The 19,435-nt window shown below is 64.8% G+C and carries 17 protein-coding genes; 16 read left to right on the plus strand and 1 reads right to left on the minus strand.

The window, feature by feature from the left end; translation table 11 throughout:
• Positions 1–104: 104 nt before the first annotated feature.
• The 10 genes from BGP02_RS11160 (at position 105) to BGP02_RS11205 (ending at position 11,000) form a co-directional block, all read left to right on the plus strand.
• Positions 105–1,178 (plus strand): substrate-binding domain-containing protein, encoded by a 1,074-nt coding sequence (locus tag BGP02_RS11160; protein WP_286798509.1) that lies wholly within the window; start codon positions 105–107, stop codon positions 1,176–1,178.
• A 265-nt stretch (positions 1,179–1,443) separates the two neighbouring features.
• A complete protein-coding gene (locus BGP02_RS11165; RefSeq protein WP_286798510.1) occupies positions 1,444–1,917 on the plus strand; it encodes an NAD(P)H-dependent oxidoreductase subunit E in 474 nt (157 codons plus the stop codon).
• Positions 1,910–3,550 (plus strand): formate dehydrogenase beta subunit, encoded by a 1,641-nt coding sequence (locus tag BGP02_RS11170; RefSeq protein ID WP_017234314.1) that lies wholly within the window; start codon positions 1,910–1,912, stop codon positions 3,548–3,550. The genes BGP02_RS11165 and BGP02_RS11170 overlap by 8 nt, the downstream gene beginning before the upstream one ends.
• A gap of 30 nt (positions 3,551–3,580) precedes the next feature.
• The gene (fdhF, locus tag BGP02_RS11175) at positions 3,581–6,466 is read left to right on the plus strand and encodes a formate dehydrogenase subunit alpha (protein WP_017234315.1); all 2,886 of its coding nucleotides are present in this window, start codon (positions 3,581–3,583) and stop codon (positions 6,464–6,466) included.
• A 33-nt stretch (positions 6,467–6,499) separates the two neighbouring features.
• Entirely contained in the window at positions 6,500–7,465 is a 966-nt protein-coding gene (fdhD, locus tag BGP02_RS11180; protein ID WP_353744104.1) for a formate dehydrogenase accessory sulfurtransferase FdhD, read from the plus strand.
• A 27-nt stretch (positions 7,466–7,492) separates the two neighbouring features.
• Complete coding sequence (locus BGP02_RS11185; protein ID WP_017234317.1) at positions 7,493–7,726, plus strand: formate dehydrogenase subunit delta; 234 nt, start codon at positions 7,493–7,495, stop codon at positions 7,724–7,726.
• 86 nt (positions 7,727–7,812) lie between these two features.
• The gene (locus tag BGP02_RS11190) at positions 7,813–8,016 is read left to right on the plus strand and encodes a hypothetical protein (protein ID WP_017234318.1); all 204 of its coding nucleotides are present in this window, start codon (positions 7,813–7,815) and stop codon (positions 8,014–8,016) included.
• Between the two features lie 93 nt (positions 8,017–8,109).
• Positions 8,110–8,478 carry a hypothetical protein gene (locus BGP02_RS11195; protein ID WP_017234319.1) on the plus strand — a complete coding sequence of 123 codons (369 nt, stop codon included), beginning with the start codon at positions 8,110–8,112 and terminating at the stop codon, positions 8,476–8,478.
• A gap of 104 nt (positions 8,479–8,582) precedes the next feature.
• A complete protein-coding gene (locus BGP02_RS11200; RefSeq protein ID WP_039830415.1) occupies positions 8,583–9,344 on the plus strand; it encodes a phytanoyl-CoA dioxygenase family protein in 762 nt (253 codons plus the stop codon).
• A 261-nt stretch (positions 9,345–9,605) separates the two neighbouring features.
• Positions 9,606–11,000 carry a sodium-dependent transporter gene (locus tag BGP02_RS11205; RefSeq protein ID WP_254441081.1) on the plus strand — a complete coding sequence of 465 codons (1,395 nt, stop codon included), beginning with the start codon at positions 9,606–9,608 and terminating at the stop codon, positions 10,998–11,000.
• 62 nt (positions 11,001–11,062) lie between these two features.
• On the opposite strand, the gene gor is transcribed toward BGP02_RS11205, so the two are convergent.
• Positions 11,063–12,424, minus strand: a complete 1,362-nt coding sequence (gene gor, locus BGP02_RS11210; protein WP_286798512.1) for a glutathione-disulfide reductase — start codon at positions 12,422–12,424, stop codon at positions 11,063–11,065.
• 387 nt (positions 12,425–12,811) lie between these two features.
• On the opposite strand from gor, the gene BGP02_RS11215 reads away from it, so the two are divergent.
• From BGP02_RS11215 to BGP02_RS11240, 6 genes are all read left to right on the plus strand, one after another.
• Entirely contained in the window at positions 12,812–13,324 is a 513-nt protein-coding gene (locus BGP02_RS11215) for a hypothetical protein (protein WP_286798513.1), read from the plus strand.
• A gap of 489 nt (positions 13,325–13,813) precedes the next feature.
• Positions 13,814–14,239, plus strand: a complete 426-nt coding sequence (locus BGP02_RS11220; RefSeq protein ID WP_026132016.1) for a F0F1 ATP synthase subunit epsilon — start codon at positions 13,814–13,816, stop codon at positions 14,237–14,239.
• A gap of 275 nt (positions 14,240–14,514) precedes the next feature.
• Positions 14,515–15,315: an enoyl-CoA hydratase/isomerase family protein gene (locus BGP02_RS11225; RefSeq protein ID WP_150563861.1), complete on the plus strand. Its 801-nt coding sequence runs from the start codon at positions 14,515–14,517 to the stop codon at positions 15,313–15,315.
• Between the two features lie 118 nt (positions 15,316–15,433).
• The gene (locus BGP02_RS11230) at positions 15,434–16,516 is read left to right on the plus strand and encodes an ABC transporter substrate-binding protein (RefSeq protein ID WP_150563862.1); all 1,083 of its coding nucleotides are present in this window, start codon (positions 15,434–15,436) and stop codon (positions 16,514–16,516) included.
• 34 nt (positions 16,517–16,550) lie between these two features.
• Positions 16,551–17,624 (plus strand): ABC transporter ATP-binding protein, encoded by a 1,074-nt coding sequence (locus BGP02_RS11235; RefSeq protein ID WP_286798514.1) that lies wholly within the window; start codon positions 16,551–16,553, stop codon positions 17,622–17,624.
• A 46-nt stretch (positions 17,625–17,670) separates the two neighbouring features.
• Positions 17,671–19,422 carry an ABC transporter permease subunit gene (locus BGP02_RS11240; RefSeq protein WP_017234328.1) on the plus strand — a complete coding sequence of 584 codons (1,752 nt, stop codon included), beginning with the start codon at positions 17,671–17,673 and terminating at the stop codon, positions 19,420–19,422.
• The last annotated feature ends 13 nt before the right edge of the window (positions 19,423–19,435 follow it).

Genomic DNA, 19,435 nt, shown 5'->3' on the forward strand with positions numbered 1-19,435 from the left:
GCCAGTGTCGATCTGGAAAACCCTATGAATTCGACGTTTTCAGGCATCTTATCAGGATATTGCATAAATTGATTTATGCAATTAATAGCATATAAGGTGAGTCAATGAAGCAGATATCGATCGCCCCGCAGCTCCGGTTTCACCACGACGGCAACGATCTTCCGCTCGACAAGGTGCTGTCGCTACTCGCCGAGGTGCAGGCGCACGGCAACCTGCAGGCGGCCAGCCAAGCGCTCGGGCAATCGTATCGAGGTGCGTGGGGCCACGTGAAGGAAGTCGAGGCGCTCATGGGGGCGCCCTTGCTGACGATGGCGCGTGGCCGTGGCGCGGTGCTCACGCCGCTTGCTCAGCGGCTGCTGTGGGGGCAAAAGCGCCTGCAGGCTAGGCTCGGCCCCCTGCTGGAGACGATGGCGTCGGAGTTGCAGACCGAGCTTGACGATCTGCTGTTGCAGGACAGCGACCAACTGCGGCTGTTTGCCAGTCATGGGCTGGCGATCGCGGCGCTGGTCGATTTCGCGGGGCGCGCGGGCCTGCCCATCGAAGTGAGCTATCGCGGCAGCATCGAAGCGATTGCCGCGCTCGCGAAGCACGAGTGCGAGGTCGCGAGTTTTCACGTGCCGATCGGCGCGCTTGCAGAACCGGTGCTCGATCACTATGGGCCCTTGCTCAAGGGCAAGTCGTATCGGGTGGCCGACGTCGCTTCGCGCCGTCTCGGGTTGCTCGTTGCACGCGGCAATCCGCTCGGCATTCATACGCTGGCCGACCTGCCGCGCACGGGGGCGCGCTTCGCGAACCGGGAGCGCGGATCCGGCACCCGAATCATCTTCGATCTGCTGCTCGCGCGTGAGGGGATCGATCCGGCTGCCATTGCGGGAGCGGAGAACATCGAGTTTACGCACGCCGCCGTGGCGGCGTACATCGCCAGCGGACGCGCCGACGCGGGTCTCGCCATCGAGGCAGCGGCAAGCCAGTTCGGGCTCGATTTCCTGCCAATCCTGACGGAGCGCTATTGCCTGATGTTTCCCGAGACCGGCAGCGAGTCCGCGCATTTGCGGGCGCTGCTGGAAATTCTGCAAAGCGACGCGTATCGGCAGGCGGTGCATGCCATCCCCGGCTACAGCGAGGCGGCGACCGGTAGCATCGCCCCGCTGTCTGAGGCGTTTCCCTCGTTGGGTTGAAAAATAATATGCAATGATATGCATATGTTGCGCCCGAGCATCGGTCGCGTCGAACGGCCAGCCGGCGCGGTTTATGCGGCTTTGGCATGCTGCTGTGCAGCGAGCGTGGGAAAAGCGAGCAACGCAAGCTATCGGTGTTTCCACGAGGCTTGTTGGGAGGGGACGTTTGGACTAATGTCCTAACTGTCGAGCCCCCAGAAACGCGCCGCCATCATATGCAACGTAGAACATATGAGGCGCCGTTTCGCCCCAGGAGACATACGAGATGGTGTCCACCCCTCACGCGACGCTCGCGCCGCTGCTGGCTCGCCACGCCGGCCGTGCGCACGAGTTGTTGCCGCTGTTGCATGCCCTGCAGGACAGCGACGGTTACGTCGACCCCGCCCATGTGCCGGCGATCGCCGCCGCGCTGGATCTTTCTCGCGCCGAAGTGCATGGCGTTATTACCTTCTATCATCACTTCCGCAGCGCGCCGCCGCCCCCGATCGTGGTGCAGGTCTGCCGCGCGGAGGCCTGTCGCAGTCGGGGTGGCGAAGCGCTCGTGGCCCATATCGAGGCGTCTACCGGCGCACCCGTGGACGGCGCGCCGTGTCGCGGCGTCGGCGTCGAATCGGTGTATTGCCTCGGGCAATGTGCGTTGTCCCCGGCCGTGATGATCAACGGCGAACTGCACGCGCGCGTGAGTCCGGCGCGCTTCGATGCGCTGCTGCCGGCGCGCAAGGCAGGTGACCATGTCTGAGTCTTCGAAGCGCGGTCCGTACCGCGTGTATATCCCGCGCGACTCCGCTGCGCTCGCCTTGGGCGCGGACCGGGTCGCCGCCGCTGTGGCAACGGAAGCCACCCAGCGAGGCATTGCCGTCGATATCGTGCGCAATGGCTCTCGTGGGCTGTTTTGGCTCGAACCCCTCGTCGAAGTGGAGACCCCCGCCGGGCGCATCGGGTACAGCAACGTGCAGGCCGCTCAGGTCGCCGCCTTGTTCGATAGCGGCTGGCCCGCATGTGCTGCTCAGGACGCCGAGCGCGAGGTTCCCGCGGACAATCCCGACGGGAGTTGGGACGCCCCAATGCCTGCCTGCGTCGGTCGGGTCGATGCGATTCCGTATCTGGCGCGGCAACAGCGCCTGACGTTCGCGCGCATTGGCGTGACCGACCCGCTCAACCCGGTGGACTATGAAGCGCACGGTGGCCTGGTCGGACTGCGCGCATGCCTGGCGCTCGACGCGGCCGCAGGGTGCCAGACCGTGCTCGACTCGGGCCTGCGTGGACGCGGCGGCGCGGCGTTTCCGGCGGGCATCAAGTGGCAAACCGTCAGCCGCGCCCAGGCGGCAACCAAATACGTCGTCTGCAATGCCGACGAAGGCGACTCGGGCACATTTGCCGATCGGCTCATCATGGAGAGCGATCCGTTCGTTCTCATCGAAGGGATGGCCATCGCAGCGCTCTGCGTGGGGGCGAGCGAGGGCATCATCTACGTGCGCAGCGAGTATCCGCATGCCATTGCGGCACTCGAGTCGGCAATTGCCGTCGCGCGCCGGGAAGGCTGGCTCGGCCCGGACGTGCTGGGCTCGGGACGCGCTTGCGAGTTGCGCGTCGCCAAGGCGGCGGGCGCTTATATCTGCGGCGAGGAAACGGCGTTGCTCGAAAGCCTGGAAGGCAAGCGCGGCGTGGTCCGGGCGAAACCGCCGATTCCAGCGGTGGCCGGACTCTTCGGGCAGCCGACACTCGTCAACAACGTCGTTACCCTCGCGAGCGTGCCGTTCATCTTCGCGCATGGCGCCGACGCCTATCGCGAGTTCGGCATGGGCCGCTCGCAAGGCACACTGGCGGTGCAACTCGCGGGCAACGTGCGTCGCGGCGGACTGGTGGAGCTGGCGTTCGGCGTGACGCTGCGCACACTGCTCGACGAGTTCGGCGGCGGGACAGCCAGCGGGCGCCCTGCCAAGGCCATTCAGGTCGGGGGCCCGCTCGGGGCGTATCTGCCAAGCGCGCAGTGGGACGTGCCGATGGATTACGAGGCGTATGCCTCGCTCGGCGCGGTCGTCGGTCACGGCGGGGTGGTCGTCCACGACGACACGGCCGACCTCGCGGCGTTGGCGAGCTACGCGATGCAGTTCTGTGCACACGAATCGTGCGGCAAATGTACGCCGTGCCGCATTGGTGCGACGCGCGGAGTCGAGGTGATCGACCAGATCCGACGCGGAGACACCTCCGTGCGTCAGGTAACACTGCTGCGTGATCTGTGCGACACGATGGTGGCGGGGTCGCTGTGCGCGATGGGCGGCATGACGCCGTTCCCGGTGCGCTCGGCGCTCGAACATTTCCCGGCAGACTTCGGTCTGCCCGATGGCGCCGGGCGCGCCGAAGCCGCCTGACGCGCATGCGTCAGACAGGGAGGAGAACACATGATTCATCCGAGCACCTCAGTGACCCCGGGCCACGACCTGGACATGGGCACGCCGCTGCGTGAGAGCGATGTCGGCATTACCCTCGAAATCGACGGCGAGCGCGTAACCGTGCCGGCCGGCACGTCGATCATGCGGGCGGCGGCGGGCCGCGACGTCAACATCCCCAAGCTCTGTGCGACGGATTCGCTCGAACCGTTCGGGTCTTGCCGCTTGTGTCTGGTCGAGATCGAGGGGCGGCGCGGATTTCCCGCCTCGTGTACGACACCCGTCGAGCCGGGCATGAAGGTACGCACGCAGTCGCCGGCGCTGCAGGATCTGCGTCGCAACGTGATGGAGCTTTACATCTCCGATCACCCGCTCGACTGCCTGACCTGCGCGGCCAACGGCGATTGCGAATTGCAGGACATGGCGGGCGTCACGGGGCTGCGCGAGGTGCGCTACGGCTTCGAGGGCGAAAACCATATTCACAGCGCGAAGGACGAGTCGAATCCGTATTTCACGTATGACCCGTCGAAATGCATCGTCTGCAATCGTTGTGTGCGGGCGTGCGAGGAGACGCAGGGCACGTTTGCGCTGACGATTTCCGGCCGTGGCTTCGAGGCGCGGGTTTCGGCCGGGCAGGATCAGCCGTTCATGGATTCGGAGTGCGTGTCGTGCGGCGCGTGCGTATCGGCCTGCCCGACGGCGACGCTGCAGGAAAAAAGCGTCATCGAGATGGGGCAGCCCGAGCACGCGGTGGTTACCACGTGTGCGTACTGCGGCGTGGGCTGCGCGTTCAAGGCGGAAATGAAGGGCGGGGAAGTCGTTCGCATGACCCCGTACAAGGATGGCGGGGCGAATGAGGGCCACGCCTGCGTGAAGGGGCGCTTTGCGTGGGGATACGCCACGCACAAGGAGCGCATCACCAAGCCGATGATCCGCAGCAAGATTACCGATCCGTGGCGCGAGGTGTCGTGGGACGAGGCGCTGGACTACGCGGCGTCGGAGTTCCGGCGCATTCAGGCGACGTATGGGCGCGATGCCATTGGCGGCATCACGTCGTCGCGTTGCACGAACGAAGAGACGTATCTCGTGCAGAAGCTGGTGCGTGCCGCGTTCGGTAACAACAACGTCGACACCTGTGCGCGCGTGTGTCATTCACCGACCGGTTACGGGCTCAAGCAGACGCTCGGCGAGTCGGCGGGCACGCAGACGTTCAAGTCGATCGAGCACTCGGACGTGATTCTCGTGATGGGCGCCAATCCGACCGATGGGCATCCGGTGTTCGCCTCGCGACTCAAGCGTCGTGTGCGCGAGGGGGCGAACCTGATCGTGATCGATCCGCGGCGCATCGACATCGTCGACGGGCCGCACGTGAAGGCCGCATTCCACTTGCCGCTGCGCCCCGGAACGAACGTGGCAATGGTCAATGCCCTCGCGCACGTGATCGTCACCGAAGGGCTGCTGGCCGAGGACTTCATCGCCGAGCGCTGTGAAGACCGGGCCTTCGCGCAATGGCGCGACTTTGTGGCGCTGCCGGAGAATTCTCCCGAAGCCGTGTCGGTCGTCACCGGCGTGGACGCCGAGCAGATCCGCGGCGCGGCGCGTTTGTACGCCACGGGCGGCAACGCGGCAATCTATTACGGACTGGGGGTGACCGAGCACGTTCAGGGGTCGACCGCGGTCATGGGCATTGCCAACCTGGCGATGGCCACCGGGAATGTCGGGCGCGAGGGCGTTGGCGTGAACCCGTTGCGCGGCCAGAACAATGTTCAAGGGTCGTGCGACATGGGGTCGTTCCCCCATGAACTGCCCGGTTATCGCCACGTCTCCGATACGTTGGTACGCGAGTCGTTCGAGGCCGCTTGGGGCGTCACGCTGCAGGCCGAGCCGGGGCTGCGGATTCCGAACATGTTCGACGCGGCGGTGCAGGGCAGCTTCAAGGGGCTTTACTGCCAGGGCGAGGACATCGTGCAGTCCGACCCGAACACGCAGCACGTGGCGGCGGCGATGGAGGCGATGGAGTGCCTCGTCGTGCAGGATATCTTCCTGAACGAAACGGCCAAGTACGCGCATGTGCTGCTGCCGGGCACGACGTTCCTCGAAAAGGACGGCACATTCACGAATGCGGAGCGGCGCATCTCACGTGTGCGTCGGGTGATGGCGCCGCTGCCGGGCATGGCGGACTGGGAGGTGACGATCGCGCTGGCGAAGCGACTGGGGTACGACATGCCTTATACACATCCGTCGCAGATCATGGACGAGATCGCCCGATTGACCCCGACGTTCAGCGGCGTGAGCTACGCGCGTCTCGATGAAGCCGGCAGTCTGCAATGGCCGTGTAACGACGAGGCGCCCGACGGCACGCCGATCATGCACGTGCATGCGTTCGTGCGCGGCAAGGGACGCTTCATCATCACCCGATATGTGCCGACGGACGAGAAGGTTACGCCGCGCTACCCGCTGCTGCTCACCACGGGACGCATTCTCTCGCAATACAATGTCGGCGCGCAGACACGTCGCACGCACAACGTGGCCTGGCACGATGAAGACCGGCTCGAAATTCACCCGGTCGATGCGGAGGATCGCGGCATCAAGGACAACGATTGGGTCGGCATCCGCAGCCGCGCGGGCGAAACAGTGCTGCGTGCTGTCATCAGCGAGCGCATGCAGCCGGGCGTGGTGTACACGACCTTCCATTTCCCGGAGTCGGGCGCAAACGTCATCACGACCGACAACTCGGACTGGGCGACCAACTGTCCCGAGTACAAGGTGACGGCCGTGCAAGTGCTGCCGGTGGTACAGCCCTCCGCATGGCAGTCGGAATACTCAACCTTCAACCGCACGCAGCTCGCGCTGCTCGATGCGGCCCATGTGCCCTCCGAGCCGGTGCCGGCGAAGTAGGGCGCGTTCGGTGAATTGACGTGGAGTCAGCGTTTGACGATGTTCAACCCATTAGGTGACCGGGACAACCGGCAGCCTGCAGGCGAACCGCAGGGCGAGCGTGCGGGGCCGGGCGATGCCGACGTGATCGACGAGACGGTTGGCGGACGTGTCGCGCCGGTGTGCGACGCGGCGCCCGCCGTGCTCGACCCGGACAGTCTCGCGCCGAGTGCGACGGTTGTCGTGCGGCGCTTCCGTCATGGGACGTGGCAGTCGGCGAGCGACGAACTGGCCGAAGAAGTGCCCGTAGCGCTGGAGTTCAATGGCATCTCCCACGTGGTGATGCTCGCCACGCCTGCAGACGTCGACGACTTTGCCTTGGGGTTCGCGTTGTCCGAGGGCATTCTCAACGACCGGCGCGAGTGCTACGGCATTGACGTGACGGCAACGACACAGGGCGTGACGGCGCATCTCGACGTCTCGTCGCGCGCGTTTGCCGGACTCAAGGAACGGCGCCGCAATCTCACGGGACGCACCGGCTGCGGACTGTGCGGCACGGAAAGTCTCGATCAGGTTCTGCGGCCGTTGCCGGCCGCCGGTGCGCCGCTGCGTGTGTCGCACGCGGCGCTGGCCGCCGCGTATGCCGGGCTGGCGCGCCATCAGCCGCTGAACGGCGTGACGGGCGCCGTGCACGGCGCGGCCTGGTGCTCGCCGCAGGGCGAGATACTTTGCTTGCGTGAAGACGTCGGCCGGCACAACGCGCTCGACAAGCTGATCGGCGCGCTCGCGCGCAGCGAACAGCCGTTCGATCGTGGCTTTGTGCTGATGACGAGTCGTGCGAGCGTCGAAATCGTGCAAAAGGCCGCGCAGGTCGGCATTCCGATGGTCGCGGCCGTTTCGGCGGCGACGGCCCTCGCGGTGCAAACGGCAGCGTCGGCGGGCGTGACGCTGGTCGGCTTCGTGCGCGGGGAGCAGTGCGTGATCTACACCGGCGGGGCGGCGCTCGACGCCAGCGCCTGACGCCAACAAACGAGCAGGAGCTTCCTGATGGACGGTAATAACCTCGTGCGCATGGCCAATCGCATCGCGGACTTCTTTGAATCGTTACCTGATCGCGACGAAGCGCTGGATGAAGTCGCCGCGCATCTGCACAAGTTCTGGGATCCACGCATGCGCGCCGAGATCCTCGCATTGGCCGACACGCCGGTCTCCGCCGAGATGCACGTGCTGGTGCGTGAAGCGCTCGTCCGCCATCGTGAGCGGCTGACGCCGGCTGGGTGAGGCCGGTTCCAGGCGAAGACACGTCGCTCGCAGTATAGTGGGAGCTGCCGTCGCGCTTCGGCGCGGCTTTACCCGAGGAGGACTTGATGAGCGATACCCAGACGCGCAAGCCGGTCCAACAGAAGTCTGAGCCGGAGGACGTCGTGGAACGCGACCTTGATGAAGCCCTTGAGGAGACGTTTCCGGCAAGTGACCCGGTTTCCATCGAAATCGACAAGCCAAAACGGGCGCCCAAGTCGACATCGGGTGACTCGACAGGTCCCGCGGGCGGGGCTGGCGGCCGAAAATAAATCTCGGCCCGGTGGTGGTTTGCCGCCCGGCCGGGGCGAATTCGTGGCAAAATTCCGCGCCTGACTCTCTCAGGCTGGGACTGTAGGAATTCAATGGCGGCAGGTACGGTAAAAAAAGTTCGACGCTACGCGCTGGAAACCATCGATGTGATGGGGCAGAGCGGACTGGGTGTCGTCGAGCGCCCCGACGGGCGTTTCGTCATGTATCCGGAGTACTGGACGCAGACGCAGGCGCTTAGCCAGAAGATGCGCACGTTGTACCGCCGAAATTGTCAGCTCGAGTACCAGTTGGCGAAGCTCACGCGCGAACTCGATCGACTTCGCACTGTAGTCGATACGCCGCGCCCTGTCGGAAATCCGCAAGCATCGCTGCCCGGCACCGACGTGCCGCAGCCTGAACTCGCCCTTGAGCGCAAGCCCGCCGCCGAACTACCGCCGCGACGACGCAAACGCGCCGCCTGAGTCCGCCGTCTCGCAAAGCCTGCCGAGCCAGTTCTCCCGATCGACTTCGTTAAGCCACCGAATTTCCCTCAACGTACAGTTACTTGCCCGCTTCGCCGACCATCATGGCGCTTACCGCATCGCAACTCGAAACCTTCCGTAACGACGGTTATCTGATTCTCCCGCGCTATGTGGCGCAGGCCGACTGCGAGGCGATGCTGGCGGACGCGCGCGCGCAACTGGCATCGGCCACGTTGCCGCTCGAGTTCGAAGCCGATGTGGGCTATGCAGGAGCACCGGCATCGCGTGACGCGCAGGGGGGCCAGACCGTTCGTCGTCTGCTCAAGGCCTACGATCGTGGCGATGCGCTGCGTCGCTGGGCAACGCGTCCGGATCTGGTCGAGTCGCTTGCGCAAATCTTTGGCGAGGATGTAGTGCTCACGCTGGCGCATCACAATTGCGTGATGACCAAACATCCCCATTTCGGCACGGCGACCGGTTGGCATCGCGATATTCGGTATTGGTCATTCCCGCAGAATTCGCTGATCTCCGTGTGGCTGGCGTTGGGGCCGGAAACGCGTGAGAACGGTGCGCTACGCTTCATCCCCGGGTCGCATCGCGAACAACTCCAGCCGCACCAGCTCGATTCGCTGGACTTCCTGCGTCCCGACGAGCCCGACAATCAGCCGCTCGTCGCACGGGGTCGGCAGGTGGCCCTGGCGCAGGGTGATGTCGTGTTGTTTCACAGCGGTCTGTTCCACGCGGCCGGGCGCAACGAGGGCGATACCACGAAATTCTCCGTCGTGTTTGCGTATCGCGGCGAGAGTAATCCGCCAACGCCGGGCACACGCTCCGCGTCGGCCGGCGAAGTCGCACTGGGCCACTGACGTGCCTTGCGCCGGGAAGGCCCGTTCTCCGGCGTCGCCAATCATTTTGGGCGCTTTCCTAATTCGGTCGGCACCTTTTCCCGCGTAGACTCTCCGGCCACCCTGATGGTGTTGTGCGCTGGCACTTCTGGGTCGCATCGTCCCGACGTCGATGCCGTGCCACGCCGGTAATCTGCCTGACGCCATTCCATACAAGTGTCGTGATGCGCTGAGGTCGACCCCGGTTGACACGGCGTGCACGGCCGTTTCCGGAGGAGCCCCGTGTCCCATTTGCCTGATACGCCCGTAGTACCGCCCGTCGCCTCGGCGTGTGCCACGCCCGACGCGCTCGCCGTCGCCGGCCGCGCCACCTGGGGATCGCGGCTGGGCTTTATTCTCGCGGCGGCCGGTTCTGCCGTGGGACTTGGCGCGGTATGGAAATTCCCCTACGTGGTGGGCAAGCACGGCGGTGGCGCGTTCCTTGCGGTATATCTGGGCTGCGTGCTGACGCTTGGCGTCGGGCTGCTGCTTGCCGAAATGGCGATCGGCCGGTTGACGGGCAAGTCGATCACGACGGCGCTGCGTGAATTGGGCGGGCGCCGCTGGGCCTGGGTCGGACGTATTGCGACATTCAACGCGTTCGCGATTCTGTCGTTTTACGTCGTCGTGGGTGGCTGGACGGTGGCGTATCTCGTCCGGGCCATGACCGGCACGGTGCTGGCCAACGACACCGAGCGTCTGGTTGGCGAATTCGCGGCGTTCATCGCGGATCCGGTCGCGTCGCTGACCAGCATGGGGGTCTTTCTCGGGCTGACGACCGTCATTGTTGCCGCGGGTGTGCAAAAGGGCATCGAACGGGCAGGCAAGTGGCTCATGCCCGCGCTGTTCCTGCTGATGCTGCTGGTCATCGCGCGCGCCCTCACCCTGCCGGGCGCGATGGCCGGTGTTGCCTGGTTCCTGACGCCGGACTTTTCCGTCATATCCGGTGCCACGCTGCTCGAAGCGCTGGGTTTGGCGTTCTTCTCGTTGTCGCTCGGCGCGGGCATGATCGTGGTCTACGGCTCCTATCTGCCCAAAGACGCACGCCTGGCCGGTTCGGCCGTTTGGGTGGCGACGCTTGCGACGCTGGCCTGCTGCCTCGCCGGGCTGATGATTCTGCCAGCGGTGTTCGCGTTCGGCGTGGCGCCCAACGCAGGGCCTGGTCTGACCTTCATCACGATGCCCGCCATTTTCGCGCAGATGCCATTCGGCCATCTCGTGGCGATCGCATTCTTCCTGCTGCTCCTGTTTGCAGCGCTCACGTCCGCCGTTTCGCTGTTCGAGCCGGTCGTCGCATTTCTCATCGACGAATACCAATGGCGCCGCGGACCGGCCGTGGCGGCGGTGCTGGTGGCCACGTTCGCCTTCGGTGCGCCCGCCGCATTGTCGTTCGGTGTGTGGTCGGACATACGTATTTTCGACCGTACGATTTTCGAGCTGATGGACTACGCGACTGTCAATCTGCTGATGCCCGCGGGCGGGTTGTGCGTAGCATGCTTCGTCGGCGTACGGATTTGGCCAACGGCGCGCACCGTACTCGATGGCACGCGAGCGCAATGGTTCGTGCCTGTGTGGCGAGCGCTATTACTCGTGCTCACGCCGATTGCCATCGTTGGCGTGTGGTATCAGAGCCTCTGATGCGCACGACGGACCGTCGCGCGCATCCGCGATTTGGACAACCTACGCGACGCGCCAGCGAATCACGCGACCGGCGTTCGCATGGTCACCCATTCTTCGGCGGCGGTCGGATGTACCGCCAGCGTGCGGTCGAAGTCGGCCTTCGTGGCGCCCATCGTCAGGGCCACGCCGAGCAACTGCACCTGTTCGCCGGCGTGATCGCCTACCATGTGGGCGCCGACGATCTTGTCGGTGGCGCCGTCAACGAGCAGTTTCATCAGCACCCTTTCCTGACGGCCTGACAGCGTTGCCTTGAGGGGCCGGAACGACGCTTTGTACACCTGAAGCTGTGCATAATCGGCGCGCGCTTCGCTCTCGGTGAGACCCACCACACCGATCTCGGGCGTGCTGAACACGGCCGTCGGAATCCGCTTGTGATCGACGCGTGTCGTGCGTTCCCCGAACACCGTGTCGGCGAATGCCTGTCCTTCGCGAATCGCCATCGGCGTGAGGTTGACGCGGTCGGTGACGTCGCCCACGGCGAAGATCGACGGCACGTTGGTGCGCGAGAACTCATCGACGATCACCGCGCCCTTTTCATTGAGCGCCACACCGCTCGCGGCCAGGCCGAGACCTTGCGTGTAAGGCACGCGTCCTGCGGCGCTGAGCAGCACATCGGTGTCGTGCGTGCTGCCGTCGGACATCGTCACACGCAATTGGCCTGGCGCTTTGTCGACGCGTGCCACCGTGCGCTCGAGGAGGATTTCGATACCGCGGTCGCGGTACGCGGCTTCGAGCGAGGTGCGAACGTCGTCGTCGAAGCCGCGCAGCAGGTGCGGGCCGCGATGCACGAGTGTGACCTTCGAGCCGAGTCCGGCAAACACGCCCGCGAACTCCAGCGCGATGTAGCCGCCGCCGATGATCGTGATGCGCTCGGGCAGCGATTCAAGATGGAACACTTCATTCGACGAAATCGCATGTTCGCGGCCAATGAAGTGCGGCTGGTCCGCCGGTTTTCCCCCGGTGGCGATCAGGATGTGCCGCGCCGTGATGCGCTCGCCCGTGGCGGGCAGCACGATCGTGTTCGGACCTTCGACCACAGCCCGCGCCTCGACGAGTTCGGCGCCCGCGCGTTCGAGGTTGGCTCGATAGATGCCTTCGAGCCGCGCGATTTCGCTGTCCTTGCGTGCAATGAGCGTTTTCCAGTCGAACGTGGGGGAGGGCACTTGCCAGCCGAAACCGGCGGCATCTTCGAACTCGTCGGCGAAACGGCTCGCATAGACGAGCAACTTCTTCGGCACACAACCGCGAATGACGCAGGTGCCGCCGACGCGGAACTCCTCCGCGACTTTCACACGGGCGCCGTATTGCGCCGCGACGCGTGCTGCGCGCACACCGCCCGAACCGGCACCGATCACGAAAAGGTCCACATCGAACTGGGGCATTGCTGACTCCTGTTGGTCGTGCCGCGCGTCGAACCGTGGCAGCGCAAGTGCGCGCAGTGTGTCGACGACCACGGCTTCTGGCGATGAGCGATTGTGCCAGAGACCGGCTCGGGACGTCGGCGGGCCACCACGATTTCAGAGCCATCCGAGGCCCGAGTCGGCGATTGCCGCATCGCCGGCGCCGATTGCACGCGGACGTGTCACGCCTAGCCGTCCGATGTTTCTGAAATGAAACAATTCGTGGGTATCGCCGCGGCAGCGCGCATGTCACGGAAATGGAAGTGTCTAAGAATCAATGGGTTGTGGCTCGTGGTCCGAAAGTTGCTCTGAATCGCTCGGGACAGGCGGGATTGACCGCAGACAGAAGACGATGTGGACGAGGATGTCATGATGAAGTCGCTCTTTCGCCTCATGGGCGCCATGCTAGCGCTGGCGTGGCTGTGTTGCTTCTGGATACCGGCATCGGCACATGCCGCGAATCCGTCGGGCACCCTGCGACATGCAGGAGCATCGGCGAGCAAGAAGACCACGGCCGCACACACCCGGCATGGCGTCCGGCTGTCGCGGGCCGCACGCATGAAGCGTGCGGCCCGAGCGCCCGAATTCGCACCGCCGGGCGCCCCGCCGCCGGCGCTCGTCGGTGTCGCGCCGGCCCCGTGGCACGATGTGTTCACGGATGCAGGCGTCTGGGCGTCGGATCCGATTGTCGTGAGCGGCGGCACACTCGGCGGCATGCTGGGGAATGCCGGGGTGACGCGATCCGACGACGGCATGGTCACCGGACCTCACGCCGGGCTGACGGGCCTGTACCAAACCGTCTGGCATCGCGCGCTGTCCAATCCTGCATCGAGCACACAACTCTTCGCCGGCGCACCTGAATATTTCGGGCTGCATTTCTAACCCCATCGGGTGCTTGTGCTCCATCTGCCCCATCGCGGCCGACCGGCCGCGTCGCGGGACACCCATGCATTTCCGGTGCGATACGGGCAATGCGCATGCCGCATTCCCTGCCGAGTTGATCGGTATCCGATGCGTTATGCGCGCCGAGTCGCGCGTCGCGCGCTGCGCATTGCACCCGCGCCGGCCCTGCACCCCCAGCCTTTCAGGCACATTGGCGCGCCTTGCGCTCAAGCTTGCCTCGCCAAGCGCAATGCGGTTAGCATGAATCCGCAGCCAACGTGTGGCATTCCCTCAGCACATGCCGACGGCGGGCATGCCATTCCGTCCCCCAGCCCCCTTATGAGCCTGCCTGATGCGTCCGTAAAACATCATCCCCAGAGGAAAGCGATACCCATGCGTGGCAACCCATATCTTGGCGCGACGCAACGCAACGTGAACAGCGAATCGATTTAAGCGATGTCCGCGGCATCGCAGGGAGAAGTGAAAGGCATGGCATTACTCAAGGTCGACGTGGTGAGCACCGAGCGGGCGATATTTTCGGGCGAGGCCCGTTTCATCGCGGTGCCCGGCACAGCGGGCGAATTGGGTGTGCTCCCCGGGCACACGCCGCTGCTCACGGGCGTGCGTCCCGGCACGGTGAGGATCGAGGCGAGTGACGGCACCGATACGTTTCTTTACATCGCAGGCGGTTTCGTCGAGATTCAGCCGAATCGGGTGACGATTCTGGCCGACACCGCCATCCGCGCCGAGAGTCTTGATGAAGCCCGCGCCGAGCGCGCGCGCGAGGAGGCCAAGGCGGTGCTCGAAACCCAGGCGAGCAATATCGATTACGCCAAGGCGCAAGCGGAGCTGACGGAAGCTGTGGCGCAATTGCAGGCCATCCGACGCATTCGCAAGCAAAAGGGGTCTCGCTGAGCCAGTGACACGGCGCATCGGCGCCAACGCCAACGCCAGCAAGACGGGCAGTCCTCACGGGCTGCCCGTTTTTTTTCGCCCCTCGCTCCCGAGGTGCAACCCCCTGAGGTAAACCCCGAAGCGATTCGACTTGCGCCATCTTTTTGAAATAACTATATTTCTCTCAGATAACAGTTATTGCACTGAGATAACTGTTTAGTGAGAAATGCGTTCATCGCATGATCGTCATCCCAATGCCCGCGTGATGCCACGCGTGGCGTGCCTTTGGAGTTCAAATGAGCGAGACAGCAAAGCAATCGGAGCAGGAAGTTCTTTTCACGCAGGTCGGTCGTGTCGCGGTGATTACGTTGAACCGCCCGCAGGCGCTCAACGCCTGGACCATCGCCATGCGCGAACTGATCATCGATGCGCTCGAGCGGTTCAATACCGACGACAGCGTGGCCGCCGTGATCATGACCGGGGCGGGGCGCGCCTTCTCCGCGGGGCAGGATCTGGCCGAGGCAAAGCATTTCGACGGTGACACCGCCATCGAATGGATCAAGGGCTGGGAGCACTATTACGACGTGATTCGCAGTCTGAAGAAACCGCTTGTCATGGCGCTGAACGGTACGGCAGCGGGTTCGGCCTTCCAGGTGTCGCTGCTTGGCGACATTCGCGTCGGCCATCCAGGCGTGCGCATGGGGCAGCCGGAGATCAACGCCGGGATCGCCAGTACGACCGGCCCGTGGATCATGAATCACATGCTCGGCCTGTCGCGCACCATCGAACTCACGCTCACCGGCCGTCTGATGGAAGCTGACGAGTGCCACCGCCTCGGCTTGATTCATCACCTCGTACCGGAGGAGAAGGTGTTCGAGAAGGCCCTGGAGATCGCCTCCGAGCTGGCCGAAAAGCCGCCGGTGGCCATGCGCCTGGACAAGCAGCGCTTTCGCGAGATGACCGAAGGGACGTTCCAGGATGCCATCGCCGCCGGTATGCGCATTCAACGCGAGTCGTATGAATCGGGCGAGCCGGCACGCATGATGGCGGCGTTCTTTGCCAAGCGCGCGGCCAAGGCCGAGACAGCGAAGGCCTGAGCGCTTCCGTCCACTGTTCAATCACGTCGCGCCGCTCGGCATTGGGCTCAGCATTGCCGGGCGGCAACCATGACAGGGCATGCGCACCGCGTCTGTCCACACGCTAGCGGAGTTTCTAATGTCACATTCGCACGACCCGCAAAACCCGTCCCGTCGCCGCCTGCTGCAGCTGGCCGGCACCGCCGCGCTGGCAGGCGCTTTGCCGTTGGCCGCATCGCGCACGGCGTATGCCCAGGCACGCCAATTGATCGTCTCCGATCCGGGCGGCCCGTACACGACGGCGTACCGGCGCGCGTTCTACGATCCGTTCGAGAAAGCCACCGGCATCAAGGTGGTGAGCGTGGCGCGCGATTCGCAGCCGGTGGCGCAGTTCGCCGCGATGGTGCAGACGAAGAACTTCGTGTGGGATGTGACGACGCTCACGCTCTCAGCCGACATTCCGTATCTGGAGTCGAAGGGCTTTCTCGAGCCCATCGGCATGAAGGTCGCCGACTTCCCGGGCATCATGCCCGAGGCGGTGACGCCCGACTGGCTGGGGGTCGACGTGTATTCGACCGTACTGGCCTACCGCACCGACAAATTCCCGAAAGACGCGCCGCAGACGTGGGCGGACTTCTGGGACGTGAAGCGCTTCCCGGGACGCCGCTCGCTGCGCCGCAGCCCGCTTGACACGCTCGAGCAGGCGCTCATGGCCGACGGCGTGTCGATCGACAAGCTCTATCCGCTCGATCTCGACCGCGCCTTCAAGTCGCTCGACAAGATCAAGCCGCACATCGATCTTTGGTGGACGTCCGGCGCGCAGGCCATGCAAGCGATCCAGAACGGCGACGTCGACATGATGTCGACGTGGAACGGTCGCGCACAGGCCGCCATCGACAACAAGGCGCCGGTGAAGATCGTCTGGAACCAGGGGCTGTATTCCATTGAAGGGTGGGGCATTCCGAAGGGCACACCGCGTGCCGAATTTGCACGGCAGTTCGTTCGGTTCTGCGGCGACCCGGCGCGCCAGGCGTTGATTACCCAGGATCTTGCGTACGGTCCGACGAACCTCAAGGCGTTCGACGCGATCCCGAAGGATCGCGCCCCGTTGATGCCCACGGCCCCGGCCAATTTGAAGGGCATGCGTTTGCCAAGCCCGCAGTGGTGGGCCGAGAACCGCACGAAGGCGACGGAGCGTTTCAACGCATGGCTGTTGTCGTAAGCCGTCAAGTACCGCGAAGCAGGAAGAGACGACTATGAGTACCAAACTGGAAACCATCGGTCTTGCCAAGACGTATCGCGAGACCCCCGCGCTCCTGCCGACCGACCTGCGGGTCGCGGCGGGAGAATTTCTGACCTTGCTCGGCCCGTCGGGCTCGGGCAAGACCACGCTGTTGCAGATGATTTCGGGGCTGGTCGAGCCGAGCGCCGGGCAACTGCTCATTGACGGGCGCGACGCCACGCACGAAGCGCCCGGCAAGCGCGGCATCGGGATGGTGTTCCAGAGCTACGCGCTCTTTCCGCACATGACGGTCTGGGACAACGTGGCGTACGGCTTGCGCATGCGCAAGCTGCCGCGCGCCGAACTGGCGCCGGCCGTCGACGCCGCGCTCGCGATGGTCAAAATGCAAGCATTCGCGCAGCGACTGCCGTCGGAGTTGTCGGGTGGGCAGCAGCAGCGCATTGCGCTTGCCCGTTGCTTCGCGTTCCGTCCCTCGATCATCTTGCTCGACGAACCGCTCGGCGCGCTCGACAAGAAATTGCGCGAGCACATGCAACTGGAAATCCGGCGTCTGCACCAGGAGTTGGGCGCGACGTTCATCTACGTCACGCACGATCAGGATGAGGCGCTCACGCTGTCCGACCGCATTTGTCTGATGAATCAGGCGCGCATCGAGCAGATCGGTACGCCGACACAGTTGTACGACCGCCCGGCAACGCGCTTCGCGGCGGATTTCCTCGGCCATTCCAATTTGCTCGACGGCGTGGTCGAGCGCACGGACGATGGCCGTGTTGCGCTACGGGTGGGCGAGCGTTGGGTGCCGATCGGCCCGAGTCCCGACTTGCCCGCGGCGGGAGAGGCCAGTCTGCTGGTGCGCCCGGAGGCGGCGCGTCTGACGTCGCCCGAAGACGGCGCGCTTGCCGGCACGATTCGCCAGGTCGTTTTCGTGGGCTCGGATACGCGCGCCATTGTCTCGCTGGGACAGGGGGACGATGGGGCGCAGGGGGCCGACTTCACCGTGCGCTGCCCGCGCGACCTGACGCCGCGCGTCGGTGAGCGCGTTGGACTGGCGTGGGATCACGGCCGTGCGACGCTGCTCACGCGCTGAGCAAATTTCGTCAACGCCCTCGTCATCCGCTTCAGGAGTTTTTGTCATGTGGCTTGTTCAGCGCCTACCTCAGGCGGGGCCTCGTATTGCCTGGCCGCGACAGGTGGCCCGGTGGTTGCCGGCCTTGCCCGCGTTGCTGTTCCTCGTGGTGTTCTTCATCGTGCCGGTCGTCGAGATTCTGCAGGGCGGCCTCTACGATGCCGACGGCGTGCTGTCCGTCGCTCAGTTTGCCCGCATGACGCACTCGGCTGTGTACATCAAAGTGCTGGCTTCGACGTTCTGGATTGCGTTTCTCACCGCCGGGCTTTCTGTCCTGCTCGGTTATCCGGTGGCGTATCTGCTCGCGCGGTTGTCGGCGCGCTCGCGTGAGCGCTGGTTGCTATGGATCGTGCTGCCGTTCTGGACCAGTTATCTCGTCAAGACGTATGCGTGGATGCTGCTGCTCTCGAAGACCGGCCTGCTCACGGTCGTGGCCACGCATCTCGGGCTGATCGATAGCGCGGGCACGCTTGCGCCGTCGCTCACCGGTGTGCTGATCGGCATGGTGCACGCGATGCTGCCACTCGCCGTCATGACGATGTTGCCGATCATGCGCGGCATCAACATGCAACTGGTGCAAGCGGCGCAAACGCTCGGGGCCGACCGCGCGACGGGCTTCTTCACCGTTTTCCTGCCGCTGTCCGGGGCGGGCGCGGCGGCGGCCGGGTTGCTGGTCTTCATCACGAGCCTGGGCTTCTTTATCGTGCCCGCACTGCTTGGCTCGCCGCGCGAATCGATGGTGGCGCAGCTCGTCATCTCGTCGGTACTCGATCTGTTCGACCTGCGCTTTGCCGGCGCGCTCTCGAGCGTGCTGCTGCTGTGCTCGATTGTCGTGTTCTTCGTGTACGACCGCGTCGTGGGGTTATCGTCGCTCGCCGGCGAAGCGCCGGAACGCCGTGCGGGGACCGGTGGGCGCATGTTGCCCATGCTCATCGCCATTGGGCGGCTCGCGGGCAAGGTGTCGCTCTCGGGCGGACGCGCGCGGGCCGGGGGCGGCTTCGGTCTCAAGGCGTACACGGGGGCGGTCGTGTTCGCCCTGGTGTTGCCAATTGCGTTCGTGGTGCCGCTGGCCTTTACCAAGCAGTCGTTCGTGGCGTTTCCCCCGCAACTCTTCACAGTGAAATGGTTTGTGGCGTTCATCGAGTCGAGCGTGTGGCAGGCGGCGTTGCTGCGCTCGCTCGGCGTGGGCTTCGCCACGGCGACGCTTGCCCTCATCCTCGGTTTCGGCGCCAGCCTGGCGCTCGTGCGGCTGCCGTCGCGGTGGCGCAAGCCGCTGTTCGCCATGTTCATCGCACCGTTGATCGTGCCGCGCATCGTGGTCGCCGTCGGCTTGCTGTATTTGTTTGCGCGCTGGGGGCTCGCCGGCACCAATGCCGGTCTGGTCATCGGCCACACGGTGCTTGCGATTCCCTATGTCGTGGTCACGCTTTCGGCGAGCTTCAAGCGCTTCGACTGGCGGCTCGACGATGCCGCCAAGATGCTCGGTGCATCGGCCTTTACCCGCGTGCGCACCGTGTTGCTGCCGTTGCTCGCGGCGAGCCTGGGATCGGCATTCCTGTTCGCCTTCATCGTGTCGTTCGACGACCTGACCATCGCCATCTTCGTGTCTGGCGGCATCAACACCACGCTACCCAAGCAGATGTGGGACGACATCCAGTTGGCCGTCACGCCGACGCTGGCTGCCGTGGCGACCTCGCTGGTGTTTCTGATGGTGTTCATCGTCTGGCTGTCGTCGATCTTTAAACGCAAGCGCTATTGATATCTGCGGAACT

The organism is Pandoraea sp. 64-18 (genome assembly GCF_001899225.1).
In the GTDB taxonomy this organism is placed as follows: Bacteria; Pseudomonadota; Gammaproteobacteria; order Burkholderiales; family Burkholderiaceae; genus Pandoraea; species Pandoraea cepalis.